Here is a 19071-nt window from a genome sequence, read left to right on the forward strand (position 1 = left end):
AATTGCTACAACACAACCTACAAGCCTTTGTTCTTCTCAGCCTCACCTTCCGCAACACAGTCCGACATATTTTGGAATTCGTAGCGCATGACCAAGTAGCCAGTCGACATGTCGGTAGCACCAGCTTCAAGAGTGATAGAGCCTAAGTTGCTTGTCAGGCTTGAGCCCTCCTCCTTGCTCCAAACCTTCGCGAGCGTCCGATTCTTCTTGAGGAGGTACATCATCCAGAACTCAGGAGAGTCGTAGCGCTCGCTAGTAAAGTCATACTTCTTGCCTTTACCGTATTTGCCAGTAATTGCTTTATCTATCGCGTCAAATGCGCTCCGAACTTCATACCCAGTGTCCCCGGATTGAATGTCCTTGCCGATTGCTACGACTTTGCATAGTCCGCTTTTCTGAGAGAAGAGTAGCGAATAGGACTCAAAATCCGGGTGGGAGACGGGGACAGAGTTAGTACGGTATATGCCTGGGCCTTGGTCGCTTTCTTCGAGGCTCGACGTCGCTGCTTTAGCCTCTGCGGGAGATAGGCCCATCCTCAGTCCGAACGGGCCGTCATACGTTACGTGCGCTGTCACTGGAGAGGGCTGCGGCGCAGTAGGATGTTCCGCTTGTGTGGGGGCGCTGGCAGGGCTTGCGCTCTGCTGGCACCCGGACAGTGCAATGATGGAAATCAGGCATGCAACCGCTTTTCGCTGCTGGAAGCGCATCAATCCCCCTATTGTGTTCTTGCGTCTAATTAAGCCGAGCCGCGACGCGGCTTCGGCTTGAATGAATTGTTAGGCCTGGCCGGCGGCGCCAAGAAAACCTGCCAGCACCGCGATCCCAACGAAGTAAAAGAAGGGTGACGCAATCAGTGATGCCAGAAGCTGCCAAAGGCCCGCGCCAGCGCCAAGTTTGGACATCGCGACGATGGCGAGAATGAACGCGACCATGTTGAGCGGCCAACCGATAAAGAGGCCGATGCCTGGTATGGGGACGAGAAACGTCACCCACGCAATTGCAAGACAGACCCAAGCGGCGCGGCCCGCCGTGTTGCTTTGCTGTTCGGCTCCAACTGCGGATATGTTCACGCGATTCCCCTGTTGTGTAGACCCGTGGTCCGGCACATCCTGCATCACACTCCCCCGAATGTGACGCCCCCTTTGATCTGGCCCAAGACTACGGGGCCCCGGTCCGGCGAACAAGCCGACGTATAACCGGACCCATAGGGGCGGCGAATGAAGCCTATAGAAAGTCAATCAAAATCAAAGACCCCATCGAGAACCCGGCCTCAGGTTCTCGGAGGGAAAAACGCAGTCACGTCCGGGTGCCGCTAGGCTGGCGTGTCACCGCCTGCGTGGCAATCTCACGGCCTTCCACCCGTGCTTCCAGCGCGACCACGCGGTCTTCCAGCGCGTTCACGCGCAGGCGCAGTTCGGAGACTTCATTGCGCAGGCCGTCGCGCAATTCGACGAGGACGCGGCGGACGGCGCGGCCCATGGCCTTCTCGCGCGCGCTCAAGTCGCCTTTCGGATACAGGCGCGTTTTCAGTGCGGCCAGCGACGTGGCCACAGCGGCCAAGCGCTTGTTCTGCGCGGCCTCCATGGCGTTGATGGCGGCGAGCATGTCGGACACGGTGACGGTTCGGTTATTCCATGGTGCGCCGGGCTGGTGGGTCTGTTTCATGGAACCTCCCAATAGGTGGTGCCGTTCAAAAAGCGGGGTCTGTATCGTTGGATTCTCTTGTTTCGGCGGGTCGGCGGCCGGTTGCGGTGGGGCGGTGAAAATTAGCAACATCGCCCCCCGGGGGGCGCCCCGTAATCCGGGCCGGTTTCAATTTCTGTCCCAATTTGGGACAGAATTAGACCGGCGGTGGTGGTGCGTCGGTTCCATGTCGAGCGGGGCGGCGCGCGTGTTCGTGCTGCTCGGCGTCTCGTTCGGCGAGCCGCTGCGCGTAGCGCTCGCGCAGGGCGTTGGCGGCGTTGTGCGTCATCAACAGATCGTGCTCCACCCAGTCGGCCAGCGCGTCGAGCAACGCGGCAGTGGTGATGTCAGTGCTGTGGTTCATGGCCGGTGTCCTCGCCGTCGGTGATGTCGGTGGCGTGCGTGTTGGCGTTCGCGGCGGACCTGGATAGCTCGGCTTCCAACGTCGCCAGCCACAAGTCCGGGTTGGTGGTGGGCTGATAGGTGCGCACGGCGTCGGCCAGGCCGGACAGCGCATGCATGAACGCTGCAGTGGCGGCGTGCATCTGTTCGCACGCGGCCACCAGCACTTCCGCCGGTGTCGCCGGGATCGTCACCGGCTCGGCCACGGCGGCGGAGAATTGCTGTGCGGCCTGCGCCTCGCGCCACTGTTCCAGCATCTGCCGGCCGTACTCGCGGACCATGTTCTGGCCTTCCGCATCGAGCATTCCGAATGCGGCCTGGTCGTAATGGATCGTTCCGTCGCCCACCCAACAAACGGGTGTCTTCGTCGTGACGTAATCGCTATCGGTTGACATGGCTTCCTCCTTGGTCGGGGTTGGTGATGTTCGACCGTGCATCCAGGTCGGCGCGGTCGCGTTCGATGGCCACCAGCGAATCGCGGCGGTCCTTGAACCGGTTGCGCAGGTCGCGGCGGATGTTCTCGGGCAACAACTTGATGCTGGTGGCGATCACGTCCAGGTCGGCGACGGTCCGCGCTTCATCGATCTCGTCGGACCACCTCGCCGTGGTGGCGTCCACCTCGTGCGCCGGGACGTGCGCGCGCTGTGCAGTACCGGCCGGGCTGTTGAGTCCCGGGAAGCGGCCGCGATGCTGGCGGCTGTGCAGGTTTGCACCGGCGGTTTCCTCGGTGCTGGCGTCGGCGTCGGCCATGCTTTCGTAGCCGATGCAGAACACCTGCACGCACATGTACTTGAACGCGGCCGCCATAGCCTTGGGCACTGCCTTGTCGGCGCGGTCGCTGGCCTCGCCCATGACTTCGATTTCATGCCGGCTGCCATCGGCCACGGCGATGAAGCTGTAACGCAAGGTCAAGGTGACGTGCAGCAGCGTGGCGCCGCTCTTCGCCTCGCGCTCCACCAGGTCCTTGCCGATCACGCTCGGTAAGATAACCAGCCCGTGCGCCGACAGCAGCGGCGACAGCGCGTTCAACACGGCGTCGATGGACCGGTAGCGGTAGCGATCGTGTTCGTTCACGGCGTCCTTGCCGATGCCAACCTTGGCCAAGTCGGCCATGACGGCGGCGATGCACGCGTAGACCATGGGCGCGGAATCGGTCATGGCTTCCCAGCCTCGGCGAACATCGCCTCTGCCACGTCGGCCGCGTTCGCCGGGACGCTTCCGTTCCGCCTTAGTTGTTGCTGCTGCTCTTCTCCCGGAAATCTATTTCCGGTTTTGGACTTTGTCTGCCCATCCGAAGAAGCAACAACAACAGCGGGTGATATATCACCCGAAGCAAAAGCTTCTAATCTTGGTTCTTGGCTATTGGTTATTGGTTCTTGGTTAGCATTGCCTTCGCACTGCGTTGGCAATGCGTTCGCATCCTCTGGTTGGGCTTCATCGGCATGCGTTGGCACTGCGTCCGCATCGCATCGGCTCTTCTTCCAGCGCGCGCTGGCGCTCGCCCGGGCCCTGTCCTGCTTGTCCCGGTAGGCGGCGATTTCGGCATCACAGCGGCGATGCCGCCAGCCGTCCGGCCCGTGGTGGAAGAACTCTTGCAGCATGTCCACCACGGCGCGCTTCTCGTCCTTGGCCTGGGCGCGGACCAGTCGCTGGACGGCGAGCACGTCGCCAGGCAAGGGCGCTTCCGCCGTGTAGTACCGCCGCAGCAACCGGAGGTAGATGCCGTCTTCGACGGCGGTCAGGTGGCTGGTCGCGGCTTCGTAGTCACCGACGTGGAAGGGCACGTAGTGCATGGCGATCACCGCGCATTTGCAGCGCGCGTCGCTGCGGTTCTAGGTTGTGCCGTTGCCCCGATCATCGGCAGGGTGATGACGGCGGGCATGGTCGGTCATCCGGCCGCCGCTTCACGAATTAGCGCAACTTGCTGCTGCTCCATCCAGCGCGCGGTCGCGGCGCTGTCGTAAAGCACGCGGCCGTGGAGAGTGATCCACGGCGGGCCGATCCGCTGGCGACGCCAGCGCACTAGCGTTTCCGGTGCGCGGTGCAACGCGTCGGCCATTTGCGCTGTGGTCAGGTACTGCGATGCCTGCTTCATGTCCTAGCCCCTTGTTGTGTTGACGTTGCATTGGTGATGCAGCGTTGGGGCAATGTGCGCGCATCGGTGTGAGCTAGCAAAGCTGGAAAAAAGATACTTGGTGCGCACCAAGTACCTTTCAGGGGTAGATAAGGGGGTGTTGAGTGCAATCCGACGAACGGTCAGCGCGCGCGGTGCAGGGGCACGACCTTGCCGTTGGGCTTATCGAGCATGTCGCGCAGCACCTGCAACGCGTCGCGCTTCTCATCCAGGTAGCTGTGACGGTCATAATGACGATCCTGCACGCCGCCTAGGCCGTGGCTTTGCAGATGGGCGCGCACATCCTTGCTGACCTTCGCGGCGGCCAAGCGCGTTTCGACGGTGCGCCTGATCGTGCCGGGCGTAATCGGCATCGACACCAGTTCCTTGTCCAGCAACAGTTCCGATACGTCGCGCATGGCGGCGGCCAGCGTATGCGGTACCGCAGCGCGCGCGCCGGCACTCACGCTGAAAAGATGTGGCCCGGCCGGCTCGTCGGTACGCATGTCCTCCAACGCGGTGATGGCGTCCGGGAGCAGGGGGACCACGTGCGTGCGTGCCTTACGGCGCCGTCCCTTGGTGTCCATCAGCGTGATGGCGTTCGCGTCGTGGTCCCAGTCGCGCACATCCAGCCGGCTCAATTGCTCCATGCGTTGGCCACCGGTCAACAGATGGAAGCGCATCATGGCGCCGTGCGGCGTGGTCAGTTTGTTGATGGCCTTCCAGTAATGCCGCAGTTCGGTTTCGCTCAGGGCGCCGGATTCTTCCTGCACTTCGCGGTCACCGTTGGCGCCTTCATCGGGCCGGGTCACGCGCAATTCCAGAAGCGGGTTGGCGCGCACGTCGAACTCGGCGAACGACACCACACCGGCATCCAAGCGCGACGCCTTAGCGGCGTTGAAGGCGGCGCGGAGATGTGCGGCCAGCTTTTCAGCCGCGCGCCATTTGCCGGCCCGGGTCAACTTGCGGAAAACCGGCATGACGGTTTCCACCGTGATGGCGTCCACCGGCAAATCGGCGATCTTCGGATGCGGCTTCGTGATGTTCCTGTCCACCGTGGCGTCCACCTCCTTGGCGCTGGCCTTGCCGGCCAGCTTGAGGTGATCCACATAGGCGGCCATCAAGGCGCCCAGCGTGGCCTTGGACTTCACCTTGGCGGCTTCGGCGGCGGCGCGCTTGTCCTTCGCTTCCTGCCATGGGTCGCGGCCGGCATCGACTAGCGCGCGCGCTGCCTTGGCCCGCTCGCGCCCGGCGCTGATGGAGAGCCTGGGCGCCGGGCCGTATTCGCCCAGCACCAGCCGCCGGGTGGCGCCGGTCAACTTGGCCACGTACACCAGCACGAAGGTGCGGTTGCCGGTCGGCGTGGACCGGATGGCGAAGCCGCGAATGTCGCCATCGTCGTAGTCGATGACGTTGGCGGAGTCGGGCAGGGGCAACGCCTTCAACGCGGTGTCGGTGAATCGAAATTTGGCCATGGGTAGGTCGTGATCGGTCAGATTTTCATGGTCAGCGCCAACCTGTCCCCGTGTTTCATGGTCAGCGCATGGTCAGCGCATGGTCAGCAGATTGCGTACTGGCTACGTAGTGGATAATCCCCGTGTTTGCGCGGGAAAGTCAAGCAAGGCAGGGCTTTAGGCCGCTGACCATGAGCTAGATCATCGGTCACGCAATGTTCAATCAGGGGATTGAAAATCCCCGTGTCGGGGGTTCGATTCCCTCCCCGGCCACCATTCCAGGTGGACTATGTGTAGCGAAGAAGGGTTGCGCGAAAAGCGCAGCCCTTTTTGCTTTTCTGGCGGGCGATCCGGCCGTCTGGCTGGCCGGTTCTACGGGCGCTGAACGCGTGTTCCGGCGCTGCTTCCGGTTGCCGCTGGCGGGCGCATGATCAGGGTGTGTGAGCCAGCATCGTGCTGGAGGAGTGCGACATGAAGATCCTGCTGTCTGCGATCGGCCTTCTGCTCGCGTTTTCCGCCTGTGCCGCCGATCCGAATATCCGCGATGCCGACCGGCTCGCGCTATACCGGGCCAACGCCGGTGCGTCGGTCGACAACTTCCAGTATTTCGGACGGCTCGACGGGTGGACGCCGCTGGGCGAGACCGCAGTGGCCATCTGGACCCGGCCGAGCGAGGCCTATCTGCTGGAGCTCGACGGCACCTGCCAGGACCTCGACTTCGCCAACGCCATCACCGTGACCAACCAGTTCGGCCGGGTTTACCGGCGGTTCGACAAGGTCGTCGTGCTCGGGCGCGGTACCAGCCAGATTCCGTGCTGGATCCGCGACATCCGGCCGATCGACGTCAAGGCGCTGAAGCAGGCGGAAAAGGACAAGCGCGCGGCCGACGCCGTTCCCCGCGCAAGCTGAGTGGGCGCCTGGCGGTCGCCCGTCACTCTTCCGGCGGCACGTAGCCGGCCGGCTTGGCTGCGTCCCGGCTGAAAAGGAACTTCTGCATCTCGCCCTCGAGGAAGGCGCGGTGCTTGGGGTCGAGCGGCGAAAGACGGTTTTCGTTGATCAGCATCGTCTGGTGCGCGAGCCATGCGGCCCATGCCGGTTTGCCGATGTTGGCGAAGATGCGTTTGCCGAGTTCGCCGGGCCATGGGACGAAGTCCAGGCCTTCGGTTTCGCGTTGTTCGTATTCGCAGTAGACGGTGCGCGGCATGGCTCAAGGTCCGGTGTTGCGGTTCAGCAGCTGGTCGGCTTCCAGCAGCTTGCGGATCGGGGCGGGAATGCCCAGGGTGCCGAGCTCCTCACGGGCCACCCAGCGCAGATCGTCATTGTCGCCGATCCGGTCGCGCAACGAGGCGTCGCGCCAGCGCAGTGGCTGCAACTGCAGCTTGTAGTGGCTGAAGGCGTGGTCGATGCACGGCAATACCTCGCGTGCCGCGCGGTTGCCCGCCAGGTGCCGCTCGAACCATGCCATTGCGAGAGCTTCGTCTTCCGCCTGCGGCAAGGTCCACAAAGACGCCCAGATGCCCGTGGGCGGGCGGCGCTGCAACAGGATGCGGCCCTCGCCATCTTCCGCCCACACGACGTGTGCGTATTTCTGCGGAGGTGCCTTGCCCGGCTTGGGCGTCGGCAGTTCGGCGACACGGCCTTCCCGGCGTGCCACACAATCGTCCTGCAGCGGGCACAGCACGCAGGCAGGATCGCTGCGCGTGCACAGCGTGGCACCCAGGTCCATCTGCGCTTGCGTGTAGTCGGCGAGGCGCGAATCAGGCAACAGCGGATCGGCGGCGTGCTGATCGGCCAGCGACCACAGCCGCTTCTCGACCGCAGGAAGTCCCGGCCAGCCGTCGACACCGTGATAACGGCTCAGCACGCGTTTGACGTTGCCGTCCAGGATCGCGAAGCGGTCGTTCCACGCCTGCGAGACGATCGCCGCTGCGGTGCTGCGGCCGATGCCGGGCAGGGCGGTCAGCGCGTCGATGTCGCGCGGAAGTTCGCCGCCATGCTGTTCCAGGCATCGCCTGGCCGCGGCGTGCAGGTTTCGCGCGCGGGCGTAGTAGCCAAGGCCCGACCACAGGGCGAGCACGTCATCGAGCGGCGCCAGCGCGAGGTCGCGCAGCGTCGGCAATCTTTGTACGAATCGTTCGAAGTACGGCGCCGCGGTCTTGACCTGCGTCTGCTGAAGCATGATTTCCGACAGCCAGACGCGATACGGCGTGCGCGGATGTTGCCAGGGCAGGTCATGGCGACCGCTGACGTCGAACCAGGCCAGCAGGCGTTGCGCAAAGGAAGGTGGCAGGGGAGCGGTCATGGAGTAGCCGGAGTATCGTCGCCGAACTCGATGTCGACGCCTTCCAGCGTGACACCCGAGATTTCCAGCTTCGGGGTGGTCAGGCGGCCGGCCAGTGGCGGCAGCGGCGAGCCCTGCGCGTCAGCATCAATCCAGTCGAGCATCTGTGGCAGGCGGAAGCGTCCGTCGAACACGGTTGCGTCGCGGCTGAGCCGGAGGGCCGCGACGTCCGAAAGGTCGGTGCGGCCGTGGTAGCGCAGGTCGAACGGCAATGACGATGACGACTGGCCGATCGGCGGTGGCAGGGCCGGCCACGTCGCCGGCCAGTTCGCGATCGCACCCTGCAACTGCGTCGAGAGCGCATCGCCGAGAACGAGCTGGCCGTGAGCATCGAGTTTCGGAACAGGCCCTTGGCCGCGAACTGCCACGCCGAGAGGCGAAAGGCCGGCCACGCCATCGCGGACGCGCAGCTTGCCCGCTAGTCCGAACACGAAGGGCAGGTCGGTGTCGCCATTGCGGTAACGCGCTTCCACACCCAAGCGCAGGCGATCGAGACCGATGCCGTCCTCGCCGTCGTGCAGGCGGCCGGACACCGTCGCTTCCATCGGCAGGGTCCACGGCGCCGACTCGACGCTGACGTCGCCCGACAGGCCCAGCCCTGCGCCGGCGGCAGGTCGTGTGAGTGCGACGTCGAGATCGAACGGCACGCGCGTGGAGCCGCTGGTCATGCGGCCGCTTGCGTGCGCGCTTGCGGGGCGTTGCGGATGGAGTGACGGCAGATCGAAGTCGAACGCGTCCACCGACCAGCCATCCCCGATCACGCGTCCGCGGACCACGTGCAGGCCGCCGGTCAGCGTCGGGATGCGGGTTTCGGAAGGGGGACGCGTCGCGAGCCAACGCTGCAGCGCGGTGAGGTCGAGTTGCGGCGCGTCCAGTTCGATGCGCTTGATCGTGAGGTCGGCACCGCGGGCGCGAATGGTCGACCAGGGGAGCTCCAGATGGATGCGCTCCGCGCTCAGCAAAGCAGCCGCGGCGCCGGGCTGGCGCGCGACGACATCGCGAAGGGCCAGCATCGGCGTGCCACGCAGCCGGTATTCGCTGGCGCCGCTCGCTGTGATCTCCAGCCCCAGCGCTTGGCCAGCCTGGTGCAGGATCAGGCCGGCGACCTGGCTCGGTTGCGATACCCAGCGCAGCGCGAACACCGCAAGCAACATGCCGATCGCGAGCGCGATCCACACCGCGCGGCGGTTCCTGTTCTGCGGTGGTGGCGTCGTGTCCGGCGCGGGCATGCGCGGGGCGATGACGTCAGGCGCCCAGCGACTCGGGCAACAACGCGTCGATGAACGCCTCCGCATCGAACACGCGCAGGTCTTCCGGACGTTCGCCGATGCCTGCGTAGCGAATCGGAATGCCAAACTCGCGAGCCAGCGCGAACACCACGCCGCCCTTGGCGGTGCCGTCGAGCTTGGTCACCACCAGGCCGGTCACGCCGACGGCGGCATGGAACTGGCGTAGCTGCGACAGGGCGTTCTGGCCGGTGGTGCCGTCGATCACCATCAGCACCTCGTGCGGTGCGCTGGCGTCGAGCTTCTGGATGACGCGTTTGATCTTGCCAAGCTCGGCCATCAGGCCCTGCTGGGTGTGCAGTCGTCCGGCGGTGTCGGCGATCAGTACCTGGGTGCCGCGCGCCTTGGCGGCCTGCAGGGCGTCGAAGGCGACCGATGCGGCGTCGGCGTTCTGCCCCTGTGCCACGACCGGCACGCCGTTGCGATCGCCCCAGGCTTGCAGCTGGGCCACCGCTGCGGCGCGGAAGGTGTCGCCCGCAGCGAGCATCAGCGGACGGTTCTCGTCCTTGAAGCGCTTGGCGAGCTTGCCGATCGTGGTGGTCTTGCCGACGCCGTTGACGCCGACGGTCAGCAGGACGAATGGCTTGGCTTCGGTGTCGATCCGCAGCGGCTGGGCGACGGGCTTCAGCATCGCCAGCAGATCGGCGCGCAGGGCGATCAGCAGTGCATTGGCGTCCGCAAACTCGCGCGCCTTCATGCGCTTGCGCAGCGACTCGACCAGCTGCGAGGTCGCGGTGACGCCCACATCGGCCGTGATCAACGCGGTCTCGATCTCGTCGAGCAGGTCGTCGTCCAGGCGTGGATGCCGGGAGAACAGGCCGCTGAGGCTGCGCGCGAAACCGGTGCCGCGCAGGCGTTCGCGCCAGCCCGGCTTGCCGGGTGCAGCCGGGGACTCCGCCGGCAACGGAGCCGGGGCGGGCTCGATGTAGTCGGTGGAGGATGGCGCCTCAAGCGCGGGCTCGACCTCGTGGGCCGCGGCGATCACCTCGGCGGGAACAGGTTCGTGTGCGATGGCCGGCGCAGCCGGAGGCGCGGACGTTGCGGCATCCGGAAAGGCTGCCGCCAGTTCCTCGGCACGGGAGGACTCATGCTCGCTGCCAGGCTTTGCCGCATCGGCGGTGGACTGGGGTTTCTTGCGGCGGAAAAAACTGAGCATCGAAGGCGGCGGCGTGGGAGAAGGCGCGAATGCGCGAGAATGCACACATGCTACCACCCGCCTTTCAGTGCCCCCGATGAACAGATCGCCACCACGCCGTCCGCCGGCGGCTGCCGCACCCGGCAAGGTGCGCCTGATCGGCGGCCGCTGGCGCGGCACGCGGCTCGAAGTGCCCGATGTCGCCGGCCTGAGGCCGACGTCCGATCGCGTTCGCGAGACGCTCTTCAACTGGCTCATGCCGATGCTGCCCGGTGCGAACGTACTGGACCTGTTCGCTGGCAGCGGAGCGCTGGGAATGGAGGCGCTGTCGCGAGGGGCATCCCGGGCGGTACTGGTGGAGCGGGATCCTGCCTTGGCCACGGCGTTGCGCAGCCTGGCCGCGCGCCTTCCCGGCGGCGAGGCCGCACAGGTCGTGCAGGCCGATGCCCTGGCGTGGCTCGCCGCGCCTCCTTCGCAGGCGTTCGACCTGGCGTTCCTCGATCCGCCTTTCACCGCGGGCCTGTGGAGCACCGCCCTGGAGCGACTGATGCCATGGATGTCGCCTGACGCCTGGTTGTACGTGGAGGCCCCGCACGAGGCCGGTCTGGAGCTGCCCGAGGGATGGGGCCTGCACAGAGAGGGCCGGACCCGGGATGTCCGGTTCGCCCTGTACCGGCGGCAACCGGCGCCCGCTGCTACACTTCCGGCCGACCCGGCAAGCGGCATGCCACAGCCTCAGACCATCGAATGACCTCGGCCCGAAACCGCATCGCCGTCTACCCCGGCACCTTCGATCCGATCACCAACGGCCACATCGACCTGGTTGATCGTGCCGCGCCCCTGTTCGAGCGCCTGATCATCGGCGTCGCCGAAAGCCCCGGCAAAAGTCCGGCGCTGCCGCTGGACCTGCGCGTCGACCTGGCTCGCAAGGCGGTGGCACACCATCCGCACGTGGAAGTGCGCGGCTTCGACTCGCTGCTGGCCCACTTCGTCGCCGATGTCGGCGCCGGCGTGCTGCTGCGCGGTCTGCGCGCGGTGTCGGACTTCGAGTACGAGTTCCAGCTGGCGAGCATGAATCGCCACCTGATTCCGAACGTCGAGACGCTCTTCCTCACGCCGGCCGAGCAGTACGGATTCATTTCCTCGTCTCTGGTGCGCGAGGTCGCGCGCCTGGGCGGCGACGTGTCCGGCTTCGTGCCGCCCGCGGTCGCTGCGGCCCTGCAGGCGCAGTGGAAGCGCGCCCATTCCTGACTCCCACCCATCACCACTCGAAACCAGGGGACTCCCTAGATGAAGAACGCAACCCGCCTGCTGCTGATCGCCTGCCTCTCGCTGCCGTTCCTTGCCGCGTGCAAGAAGGAAGAAGCGCAGCAGGCTGCCGCCGTCGAAGCGCCGCTGACCGCGCCGACCACCACTGACGAGAACGCCTGGAACGCGTACCTGACCGAAGTGGTCAAGCGCAACCTCGACGGCGTGACCAACACCTACGTCTACGTGCTGCCGGCGGAAGGTTCGCAGGACTTCCAGGGCTACTACGACCGTCAGCTCGAGAAGTCCCAGCTCGACATCCAGCGCGGCATCCTCGAAGGCAACCTGCTGGCATTCGGCTCGCCGACCTCGGCCAAGACCGCCGACCTGACCATCGCCGCGTTCTCGAAGGCCCAGCCGGGCTCGATGAAGGGCGTCAAGGTGCTGTTCATCGGTTCGGCCGCCGACAACGATCGCGTCAAGGCTGCCGTGACTCCGGCCGGCGTCGACTACAAGTTCGTCGAAGCCAAGTAACGATTCCGCGCGTGGCCGCATTGCGGCCACGCCTTTTGCGGAATCGTCATCCCGCGAAGGCGGGGATCCAGTGGCTTTGTCTCCTGCATCCGCGACGGGTTCGCAGTAAAGTCACTGGATTCCCGCCTTCACGGGAATGACCGGCAAAGCCAAGATGTCCCTCAAGATCAACGAGCTCTGCGTCAACTGCGACGTCTGTGAACCGGCTTGCCCGAACCAGGCGATCTCGCAGGGCGAGACTATTTATGTGATCGATCCGGCGCGCTGCACTGAATGCGTCGGCCACTTCGACGAGCCGCAGTGCGTCGTCGTCTGTCCGGTCGAATGCATCGATCCCGATCCGGACCATCCCGAATCCCACGAGCAGTTGCTGGCCAAGCTGGCCGGGCTGCAGAAGGAAACGACCTGATGCATCCAGTGTTGCGTGCGCTTTCAGCGAGTCTGCTTTCCGCCGGTTTGCTGTTCACCACGACACTGCCGCTTCAGGCCGCTCCCAGAAAGACCCAGACCTCCAGCACGGCTGCGCGCCCCCCGGGCACGGCGATCGCCAGCGCGCATATGCTGGCTACCGATGCGGGCATGGAGATGATCCGCGCCGGCGGCAACGCGTTCGATGCGGCGGTCGCCGTGTCGGCGATGCTGGCGGTGGTGGAGCCGATCAGTTCCGGCATCGGCGGCGGTGGATTCTTCCTGCTACACGACGGCAGGACCGGCAAGGATGTCTTCGTCGATGCGCGCGAAACCGCGCCGGCGTCGGCGACGCCGGCCGCCTTCCTCGACGAGAAGGGCGAGCTCAACCGCGACCGTGCCACCAACGGCCCGTGGTCGGCGGGTATCCCGGGCTTGCCGGCAGCGCTGGTGCACGTGTCCGGCAAGTACGGCAAGTTGCCGCTGAAGACCTCGCTGGCCCCGGCGATCCGCATCGCGCGCGAGGGCTTCGAGGTGTACCCGCGCCTGGAGCGCGGCTACGGAAGCCGGCGCGAGGTGATGGAGCGTTATCGCGGTACGCGGGAGGTGTTCCTCGCCGACGGTACGCCGCCCAAGGCGGGCGAGATCCTCAAGCAACCAGACCTGGCGCGCACGCTGGAACTGCTGGCGCAGAAAGGCTTCGATGGCTTCTACCGCGGCGAAGTGGCCGCCAGGTTGCTGGCCTCCGTGAAGGAGGAGGGCGGGCGGTGGCGTGCCGAGGAACTGTCCGGCTACCGCGTCAAGGAGCGTGAACCGCTGCACTTCAAGTACCGCGACTGGGATGTCACCACCGCGCCGCCGCCGTCGTCCGGTGGCGTGGCGATCGCCGAAATGCTGCAGATGCTCGCGGGCTGGGATCTCTCCAGGCTCGATGCCGCACAGCGCACCCATGTCGTGTCGGAAGCGATGCGCCGCGCGTTCCGCGACCGCACGATCTACCTGGGCGATCCCGACTTCGTGAAGATGCCCGTGGCGCGCCTGACCAGCGCCGATTACGCCGCTGGCCTGCGCGCGACGATCCATCCGTCGAAGGCCACGCCGAGCGACCTGCTGCCGGGCGAGCCCGCGCCGCTGGAAGACGACGAGACCACTCATTTCTCGATCATCGACGCCGAAGGCAACCGCGTCTCGACCACGCAGACAGTGAACCTGCTGTATGGCTCGGGCATGGTCGCGCCCGGTACCGGCGTGCTGCTCAACAACGAAATGGACGACTTCGCCCTGCGTCCCGGCACACCCAATGCGTTCGGCGTGATGGGCTTCGCCGCCAATGCTCCGGAACCCGGCAAGCGCATGCTTAGTTCGATGACGCCGAGCTTCATCGAGTCGAAGGACAAGCTCGCCGTGATCGGCGCGCCCGGCGGCAGCCGCATCATCACCGAGGTGCTGCTTGGCATCCTCGGCTACGACGCGGGGCTCAATGCGCAGCAGGTGGCGGCCTTGCCGCGCATCCATCACCAGTGGATGCCCGACGTGATCTCGGCGGAGAAGGGGGCGCTCGACGCCCAGACCGTCGCCGCGCTTGAAGCCATGGGCCACAAGGTCAATGCCGGCGAGAACCCGTGGGGCAACCTGCAGACCGTGTCCTGGGACAAGCGCGCCAATACGTTGGAAGGCGGTACCGACCCGCGCAACCCGGTCGGCAAGGCCGACGTGCTGGAAACTTCGCCCAGGCACTGAGCCGGGCGCAGCCGGTTAAGCGTCGGCGCGCTAAAATCGGCGCATCGCAAGCGAACCGGTGTGCACATGAAACTCTGGTCGGTATTGGGTAACAGCCAGAAACTCGACGGCGGCGCGATGTTCGGCAACGCGCCACGCGCGATGTGGGCCAAGTGGTCGCCTCCCGACGACCAGAACCGCATCGACCTGGCATGCCGCGCGCTGCTGGCCAGTCCCCTCCACGGCAAGACCGTGCTTTTCGAAGCCGGCATCGGCGCGTTCTTCGAGCCGAAGATGCGCGAACGTTATGGCGTGGTCGAGGATCGCCACGTGCTGGTCGAGTCTCTGGCCGCTGCGGGCTTCAAGCCGGAAGACATCGACGTGGTCGTGCTTTCCCATCTGCACTTCGACCATGCCGGCGGCCTGCTGGCGCCCTGGGCCGAAGGCGCACCGGCGCGCCTGCTGTTCCCGAACGCCACCTACCTGGTCGGCCGCGAGCACTACGAGCGTGCCCGTCATCCGCATCCTCGCGATCGCGCGAGTTTCATTCCGGAACTGGCGGACCTGCTGGAGTCGACCGGTCGCCTGGAACTGGTCGATGGCGAGCATTCGAAAACGCTCGGCGACAGCGTGCGCTTCCATTACAGCCACGGCCACACGCCGGGACTGATGCTGGCCGAGATCGTTGGTCCGGAAGTGGTCAACGGTCAGCCGCACGGCGGCGTGGTGTTCTGCGCCGACCTGATTCCCGGGCGCCCCTGGGTGCACGTGCCGATCACGATGGGCTACGACCGCAACGCCGAACTGCTGATCGACGAGAAGAAGGCGTTCCTCGCCGACAAGCTCGCCCGCAATGTCCATCTGTTCTTCACCCACGATCCGCAGTGCGCGCTGGCGCAGGTCGTGCAGGACGAGAAAGGCAAGTTTGGCACCACGCACGAGGTCGCCGAACTGCAGGCGAGGGCGCTGGCGGCATGATCCATCGCCGTGCCAGGACGGCGCTTGCATCGCTGCTGCTGGCACTGGCCATGCCGGTCATCGCCCAGCCTGCGTCGCAACCTGTACCGTCCGCGCCCGTCGAAGATCCGGTTCCCGGCGAGCTTCTGCGCGATCGCGACTTCGGCGTCGTCTCGCGTCAATTCGGTCTCGACCGCCAGGTCGAGATGTATCAGTGGCGGGCCGAGGGTGACGTGTATGCGCGCGTGTGGAACGCCGCGCCGATCGATTCCTCGGGTTTCGCGCCGGGGCACGAGAACCCGAAGCGGATTCCGCTCGAGAGCCGCCGTTGGTGGTCGGACTCGGCCACGCTCGATGGCCGGCCGCTGGATACGGCCGTGCTGCAGGCCCTGGGCGAATGGCAGGTGTTCCGTCCCGGTTTCTCGCGCCTGCCCGCCAACCTGGCGGCTTCGTTCCAACCCGAAGGCGATGGTCTGGGCAGCGCCGAGAATCCGCTCGACCCGCAGATCGGCGATCTGCGGGTGCGCTGGCGGGAGTTGCGGCTGCCGCCGCTGGCGGGGAGCGTGGAGTGGCGCGATGGCTCCTGGCGGCTCAGGCCCGATGCACTGCAGCCGCGTCGCAACGAGGTCGAGGATGCCGAACTGATGCCGGACGGCTCAGGGGCGTTGTCGCGCACCACCGTCTGGCTGGTGGCCGGCCTGATCGTGCTGGTCGTGGGCTTTGTGGTGCTGCGCCGTCGCCGCCGCGCGCGCGGCAACGGCTAGTCCGGATTTCGCCCGGGTCTCGCGGACAGGTGCCGCCAGGCTTCAGTCGTGCTTGGTGCCGAAAATCTTGTCGCCGGCATCGCCCAGGCCAGGAAGGATGTAACCGACGTCGTTGAGCCGCTCGTCGATTGCCGCGGTAAAAACCTCGACGTCCGGATGGCGCGATTCGAGCATCCGCAGACCTTCCGGCGCCGCGACCAGGAACAGGCCCTTGATGCGCTTGCAGCCGGCCGCCTTGAGCATGTCGACCGTGGCGACCAGCGTGCCGCCGGTGGCCAGCATCGGGTCGAGGATGATCGCGGTGCGCTCTTCCATGCGACCGGTGAGCTTCTCGTAATAGCCGACCGGCTGCAGCGTCTTCTCGTCGCGCTGCAGGCCCACCACGCCGACCTTGGCGGCCGGGATCAATTCCAGCACGCCCGGCAGCATGCCCAGGCCCGCGCGCAGGATCGGCACCAGCGTGACCTTGGCGCCCTTGATGCGACGCGTGGTGACCTGGCCGGCCCATCCTTCGATGACGACCTCTTCCGTCTCCAGGTCCGAGGTGGCCTCGTAGGTGAGCAGCGTCGCGACCTCGGATGCGAGTTCGCGGAATGCTTTCGTGCTGATGCCGGCAACGCGCATCAGGCCGAGCTTGTGCTGCACCAGCGGATGACGGACTTCGACGATTTTCATGGAGGCTCGGAAAGGTGGCGGGCGAGAAGGGACGCCCATTCCCGTTCGTTCGGAGCGTAGCGCAGCGAAGCATGCCCTGAGCCTGCCGAAGGGTCGAGGGATGAACGGGAGAGGGTCCAGTTCCGAACGCCGGGGCGAGCCGGGACCGGCCTTCGGTACGCTGACGTCGAAAGAAAAAAGCCGGGCTTCGAGCCCGGCTTTTTTCATCACGTCAGGCGGGTGAGCCTGCTCAGGCGGCCGCGGCCTGTTGCGCGCGCGGGCCTTCCTTCAGTGCACGGGCGACCATCGCCACCAAGAGGTCGATCTCCTCGCTGGTGATGGTGAAGGTCGGGGTGAACCGCAGCGAGTTGACGCCGCCGTGGATCACGCCGACGCCCTGCTCGCGCAGCCATTCCTCGGTGGATCCGGTGCCGTAGCACTTGAACTCCGGCGACAGCTCGCAGGAGAACAGCAGTCCGGTGCCCTGCACCTTGGTGATCAGGCCGCCGAGCTCGGCCTTGAGCTTCTCGAGCTTCTCCAATGCTTCCTTGCCGCGCGCACGGATGTTCTCGCGCACCGCCGGAGTGACCTGTTCCATCACTGCGCAGGCGACATCGAGCGCGCGCGGGTTGGTGGTCATCGTGTTGCCGTACAGGCCCTTCTTGTAGAGCTCGGTGGCGCGCTTGCCGACCGCCAGCACGGACAGCGGGTACTGGCCCGCGTTGAGCGCCTTGGAGTAGGTCTCCATGTCCGGCGGGTCGAGCTGCTCGAAACCGGGGTAATCGACGATCGACAGCACGCCGTGCGCGCGCAGGCCGGCCTGGATCGAATCGACCAGCAGCAGCGAACCGTGCGCGCGGGTCAGTTCGCGGGCGGCGGCATAAAACGCCGGCGGCACGCTGCGGCCCGGGTCGCCTTCGCCCATCACCGGCTCCAGGAACATCGCCTCGATGAACCAGCCGTTGGTGTCGGCGTCGGCGAAGACTTTCTTCAGAGCTTCGACGTCGTAGGGTTCGACGGTGATCATCGTGTCCTCGCCGCGGAAGCTGGCGAGGTACTGCATGTAGGTCTTGCGCGAGGAGTCCGAATACAGCGCCGGGCGCTCGGTGCGGCCGTGGAAGCTGCCCTTGACGACGACGCGCTTGATCGCGCGGCCTGCATGGCGGCCGCCGGCGTCGGTCATCAGCTTGGTGTTGACGTCGGCGATGCGCGCGGCCAGCGAGACCGACTCCGAACCGGAGTTCAGGCAGAGGAACTTCTCGTACGGGCAGCCGCCACGTCCGGCACCGATCGCGGCGCGGATCGCGCTATCGAAGCGCAACTGCGACAGCGACGGCGTCATGATGTTGGCCATCGCCTGCGGCTTGGCCATCGCGGCGAGCACTGCCTTGGGCGTGTGGCCGAAGCCGAGCATGCCGTAGCCACCGGAGTCGTGGAGCACGGCGCCCTTGAGGGTCACGATCCACGGGCCGCGTGCGACGAGGGCGACGTACGGATTGACCGCGTCGTCCGGATAGAAATTGACGTAGCCAGCCTGCACGGCCTGCATCTGCAGGTCCTCGTCGAGGTCCAGCAGATCGGCGAAGTCTTCCTTCACCCGGTCGTATTCCTGCCCGGCGGCCTCGATGGCCTCGATCAGGTCGGCGTGGCTGGCGGCGAAACGAGCGATCGTTGCGTCGTCCAGGCCCTGGGTACGACGGCGGCCCCCATGGGCGCGGAGAGGGGCGAGACGGTCGATGACGGCCATGGGGTTCTCCGGAGTGCTGTGAACGGTATTCCTTCTATTATTCAGATTAATTCGTCGATCGACAGTATGGATTTGTACGAAACATGGGATAATTTCATCGATTTGACGAACCTTGGCCAGCGAAATGAAGATCACCGACGCCGACCAGCAGCTGTTGTCCGTACTGCGCGAAAACGCGCGCGCCTCGACCGCCGAGATCGCGCGGCGGCTGAAGCTGTCGCGGACCACGGTTCACAGCCGGATCGAGCGCCTGGAGCGGGAAGGGGTGATCGATGGCTACACGATCCGCGTCCATGACGAGGCCGAGCGCGGACATATCCGTGCCCACATCATGATCACCGTGCTGCCCAAGCAGATGGCCTCGGTCTCGGCTGCGCTACACGCGATGCCGGAAGTGCGCACGCTGCATTCGGTGAGCGGTCCGTTCGACCTGGTCGCGCTGGGTGTGGTGCCGACGGTGGAGGCCATGGACGAGTTGACCGACCGGATCGGCGGAATCGACGGCGTCGAGCGGACGACCTCCGCGATCATCCTGTCGGCCAAGTTCGAGCGATAGCCAGGTCCCGGAAAGCGGCCCGAAGGCTTCATCGCGGCGGACCTCTTACAATGGCCGGTCCTGCCGCCCG

The 19071-nt window shown here is 65.8% G+C and carries 24 protein-coding genes; 9 read left to right on the top strand and 15 right to left on the bottom strand.

Features of this window, described 5'->3' with window-relative positions:
* Positions 1-17 precede the first annotated feature (17 nt).
* The 9 genes from IU514_RS02045 to IU514_RS02085 form a co-directional block, all read right to left on the bottom strand.
* Positions 18-707, bottom strand: coding sequence for a hypothetical protein (locus tag IU514_RS02045; RefSeq protein ID WP_194929386.1), 690 nt, complete (start codon positions 705-707; stop codon positions 18-20).
* Positions 708-776: 69 nt separating this feature from the next.
* A complete protein-coding gene (locus tag IU514_RS02050) occupies positions 777-1070 on the bottom strand; it encodes a hypothetical protein (RefSeq protein WP_194929387.1) in 294 nt (97 codons plus the stop codon).
* A gap of 226 nt (positions 1071-1296) precedes the next feature.
* A complete protein-coding gene (locus tag IU514_RS02055; RefSeq protein WP_194929388.1) occupies positions 1297-1605 on the bottom strand; it encodes a hypothetical protein in 309 nt (102 codons plus the stop codon).
* 235 nt (positions 1606-1840) lie between these two features.
* Positions 1841-2047: a hypothetical protein gene (locus IU514_RS02060; protein ID WP_194929389.1), complete on the bottom strand. Its 207-nt coding sequence runs from the start codon at positions 2045-2047 to the stop codon at positions 1841-1843.
* Positions 2031-2480: a hypothetical protein gene (locus IU514_RS02065; RefSeq protein WP_194929390.1), complete on the bottom strand. Its 450-nt coding sequence runs from the start codon at positions 2478-2480 to the stop codon at positions 2031-2033. The genes IU514_RS02060 and IU514_RS02065 overlap by 17 nt, the downstream gene beginning before the upstream one ends.
* Positions 2467-3243, bottom strand: a complete 777-nt coding sequence (locus IU514_RS02070) for an ERF family protein (RefSeq protein WP_194929391.1) — start codon at positions 3241-3243, stop codon at positions 2467-2469. Before IU514_RS02070 ends, IU514_RS02065 begins: the two co-directional genes overlap by 14 nt.
* Entirely contained in the window at positions 3240-3878 is a 639-nt protein-coding gene (locus tag IU514_RS02075) for a YdaU family protein (protein WP_228760444.1), read from the bottom strand. The genes IU514_RS02070 and IU514_RS02075 overlap by 4 nt, the downstream gene beginning before the upstream one ends.
* Before the next feature lie 95 nt (positions 3879-3973).
* Positions 3974-4180, bottom strand: a complete 207-nt coding sequence (locus IU514_RS02080) for a helix-turn-helix domain-containing protein (protein ID WP_194929393.1) — start codon at positions 4178-4180, stop codon at positions 3974-3976.
* Between the two features lie 161 nt (positions 4181-4341).
* A complete protein-coding gene (locus IU514_RS02085) occupies positions 4342-5673 on the bottom strand; it encodes a tyrosine-type recombinase/integrase (protein WP_228760405.1) in 1332 nt (443 codons plus the stop codon).
* A gap of 450 nt (positions 5674-6123) precedes the next feature.
* On the opposite strand from IU514_RS02085, the gene IU514_RS02090 reads away from it, so the two are divergent.
* Positions 6124-6561 (top strand): DUF6491 family protein, encoded by a 438-nt coding sequence (locus IU514_RS02090; RefSeq protein WP_194929395.1) that lies wholly within the window; start codon positions 6124-6126, stop codon positions 6559-6561.
* 22 nt (positions 6562-6583) lie between these two features.
* Here IU514_RS02090 and IU514_RS02095 read toward each other — a convergent pair whose 3' ends face one another.
* The 4 genes from IU514_RS02095 to ftsY all read right to left on the bottom strand — a co-directional run bounded on the left by IU514_RS02095 (position 6584) and on the right by ftsY (position 10435).
* Positions 6584-6856, bottom strand: coding sequence for an oxidative damage protection protein (locus IU514_RS02095; protein ID WP_194929396.1), 273 nt, complete (start codon positions 6854-6856; stop codon positions 6584-6586).
* Positions 6857-6859: 3 nt separating this feature from the next.
* Positions 6860-7954 (bottom strand): A/G-specific adenine glycosylase, encoded by a 1095-nt coding sequence (gene mutY / locus IU514_RS02100; RefSeq protein WP_194929397.1) that lies wholly within the window; start codon positions 7952-7954, stop codon positions 6860-6862.
* Positions 7951-9171: an AsmA family protein gene (locus IU514_RS02105; RefSeq protein WP_194929398.1), complete on the bottom strand. Its 1221-nt coding sequence runs from the start codon at positions 9169-9171 to the stop codon at positions 7951-7953. Before IU514_RS02105 ends, mutY begins: the two co-directional genes overlap by 4 nt.
* A 67-nt stretch (positions 9172-9238) precedes the next feature.
* Positions 9239-10435, bottom strand: coding sequence for a signal recognition particle-docking protein FtsY (ftsY, locus tag IU514_RS02110; RefSeq protein WP_194929399.1), 1197 nt, complete (start codon positions 10433-10435; stop codon positions 9239-9241).
* A 76-nt stretch (positions 10436-10511) separates the two neighbouring features.
* On the opposite strand from ftsY, the gene rsmD reads away from it, so the two are divergent.
* The 7 genes from rsmD (at position 10512) to IU514_RS02145 (ending at position 16044) form a co-directional block, all read left to right on the top strand.
* Positions 10512-11165: a 16S rRNA (guanine(966)-N(2))-methyltransferase RsmD gene (gene rsmD, locus IU514_RS02115; protein ID WP_194929400.1), complete on the top strand. Its 654-nt coding sequence runs from the start codon at positions 10512-10514 to the stop codon at positions 11163-11165.
* Positions 11162-11665 (top strand): pantetheine-phosphate adenylyltransferase, encoded by a 504-nt coding sequence (coaD, locus tag IU514_RS02120; protein ID WP_194929401.1) that lies wholly within the window; start codon positions 11162-11164, stop codon positions 11663-11665. The genes rsmD and coaD overlap by 4 nt, the downstream gene beginning before the upstream one ends.
* A 39-nt stretch (positions 11666-11704) precedes the next feature.
* Entirely contained in the window at positions 11705-12196 is a 492-nt protein-coding gene (locus IU514_RS02125; protein WP_194929402.1) for a hypothetical protein, read from the top strand.
* 154 nt (positions 12197-12350) lie between these two features.
* Entirely contained in the window at positions 12351-12605 is a 255-nt protein-coding gene (locus IU514_RS02130) for a YfhL family 4Fe-4S dicluster ferredoxin (RefSeq protein WP_194929403.1), read from the top strand.
* Positions 12605-14344 carry a gamma-glutamyltransferase gene (gene ggt, locus IU514_RS02135; RefSeq protein ID WP_194929404.1) on the top strand — a complete coding sequence of 580 codons (1740 nt, stop codon included), beginning with the start codon at positions 12605-12607 and terminating at the stop codon, positions 14342-14344. The genes IU514_RS02130 and ggt overlap by 1 nt, the downstream gene beginning before the upstream one ends.
* Before the next feature lie 66 nt (positions 14345-14410).
* A complete protein-coding gene (locus IU514_RS02140; protein ID WP_194929405.1) occupies positions 14411-15301 on the top strand; it encodes an MBL fold metallo-hydrolase in 891 nt (296 codons plus the stop codon).
* Complete coding sequence (locus IU514_RS02145) at positions 15298-16044, top strand: TMEM43 family protein (RefSeq protein ID WP_194929406.1); 747 nt, start codon at positions 15298-15300, stop codon at positions 16042-16044. Before IU514_RS02140 ends, IU514_RS02145 begins: the two co-directional genes overlap by 4 nt.
* 42 nt (positions 16045-16086) lie before the next feature.
* On the opposite strand, the gene upp is transcribed toward IU514_RS02145, so the two are convergent.
* Positions 16087-16719 carry a uracil phosphoribosyltransferase gene (gene upp / locus IU514_RS02150; protein ID WP_194929407.1) on the bottom strand — a complete coding sequence of 211 codons (633 nt, stop codon included), beginning with the start codon at positions 16717-16719 and terminating at the stop codon, positions 16087-16089.
* Positions 16720-16948: 229 nt separating this feature from the next.
* Positions 16949-18445 (bottom strand): aminotransferase class III-fold pyridoxal phosphate-dependent enzyme, encoded by a 1497-nt coding sequence (locus tag IU514_RS02155; RefSeq protein ID WP_194929408.1) that lies wholly within the window; start codon positions 18443-18445, stop codon positions 16949-16951.
* A 124-nt stretch (positions 18446-18569) separates the two neighbouring features.
* Between IU514_RS02155 and IU514_RS02160 the strand changes: the two genes are divergently transcribed.
* Positions 18570-19001: an Lrp/AsnC family transcriptional regulator gene (locus IU514_RS02160; protein ID WP_194929409.1), complete on the top strand. Its 432-nt coding sequence runs from the start codon at positions 18570-18572 to the stop codon at positions 18999-19001.
* Positions 19002-19071 lie beyond the last annotated feature (70 nt).

The sequence above is a fragment of the Lysobacter niastensis genome, assembly GCF_015453285.1.
GTDB classification, from domain to species: Bacteria; Pseudomonadota; Gammaproteobacteria; order Xanthomonadales; family Xanthomonadaceae; genus Lysobacter_J; species Lysobacter_J niastensis.

Bases quoted from the DNA above. Each gene is read 5' to 3' on its own strand.
- IU514_RS02160 (WP_194929409.1), top strand. From the start codon at position 18,570: ATGAAGATCACCGACGCCGACCAGCAGCTGTTGTCCGTACTGCGCGAA.
- IU514_RS02045 (WP_194929386.1), bottom strand. From the start codon at position 707: ATGCGCTTCCAGCAGCGAAAAGCGGTTGCATGCCTGATTTCCATCATT.
- IU514_RS02090 (WP_194929395.1), top strand. From the start codon at position 6,124: ATGAAGATCCTGCTGTCTGCGATCGGCCTTCTGCTCGCGTTTTCCGCC.
- IU514_RS02075 (WP_228760444.1), bottom strand. From the start codon at position 3,878: ATGCACTACGTGCCCTTCCACGTCGGTGACTACGAAGCCGCGACCAGC.
- mutY (WP_194929397.1), bottom strand. From the start codon at position 7,954: ATGACCGCTCCCCTGCCACCTTCCTTTGCGCAACGCCTGCTGGCCTGG.
- IU514_RS02155 (WP_194929408.1), bottom strand. From the start codon at position 18,445: ATGGCCGTCATCGACCGTCTCGCCCCTCTCCGCGCCCATGGGGGCCGC.
- ftsY (WP_194929399.1), bottom strand. From the start codon at position 10,435: ATGCTCAGTTTTTTCCGCCGCAAGAAACCCCAGTCCACCGCCGATGCG.
- IU514_RS02140 (WP_194929405.1), top strand. From the start codon at position 14,411: ATGAAACTCTGGTCGGTATTGGGTAACAGCCAGAAACTCGACGGCGGC.
- IU514_RS02070 (WP_194929391.1), bottom strand. From the start codon at position 3,243: ATGACCGATTCCGCGCCCATGGTCTACGCGTGCATCGCCGCCGTCATG.
- IU514_RS02145 (WP_194929406.1), top strand. From the start codon at position 15,298: ATGATCCATCGCCGTGCCAGGACGGCGCTTGCATCGCTGCTGCTGGCA.
- IU514_RS02085 (WP_228760405.1), bottom strand. From the start codon at position 5,673: ATGGCCAAATTTCGATTCACCGACACCGCGTTGAAGGCGTTGCCCCTG.
- ggt (WP_194929404.1), top strand. From the start codon at position 12,605: ATGCATCCAGTGTTGCGTGCGCTTTCAGCGAGTCTGCTTTCCGCCGGT.
- IU514_RS02125 (WP_194929402.1), top strand. From the start codon at position 11,705: ATGAAGAACGCAACCCGCCTGCTGCTGATCGCCTGCCTCTCGCTGCCG.
- IU514_RS02055 (WP_194929388.1), bottom strand. From the start codon at position 1,605: ATGCTCGCCGCCATCAACGCCATGGAGGCCGCGCAGAACAAGCGCTTG.
- coaD (WP_194929401.1), top strand. From the start codon at position 11,162: ATGACCTCGGCCCGAAACCGCATCGCCGTCTACCCCGGCACCTTCGAT.
- IU514_RS02080 (WP_194929393.1), bottom strand. From the start codon at position 4,180: ATGAAGCAGGCATCGCAGTACCTGACCACAGCGCAAATGGCCGACGCG.
- IU514_RS02065 (WP_194929390.1), bottom strand. From the start codon at position 2,480: ATGTCAACCGATAGCGATTACGTCACGACGAAGACACCCGTTTGTTGG.
- IU514_RS02060 (WP_194929389.1), bottom strand. From the start codon at position 2,047: ATGAACCACAGCACTGACATCACCACTGCCGCGTTGCTCGACGCGCTG.
- rsmD (WP_194929400.1), top strand. From the start codon at position 10,512: ATGAACAGATCGCCACCACGCCGTCCGCCGGCGGCTGCCGCACCCGGC.
- upp (WP_194929407.1), bottom strand. From the start codon at position 16,719: ATGAAAATCGTCGAAGTCCGTCATCCGCTGGTGCAGCACAAGCTCGGC.
- IU514_RS02130 (WP_194929403.1), top strand. From the start codon at position 12,351: ATGTCCCTCAAGATCAACGAGCTCTGCGTCAACTGCGACGTCTGTGAA.
- IU514_RS02095 (WP_194929396.1), bottom strand. From the start codon at position 6,856: ATGCCGCGCACCGTCTACTGCGAATACGAACAACGCGAAACCGAAGGC.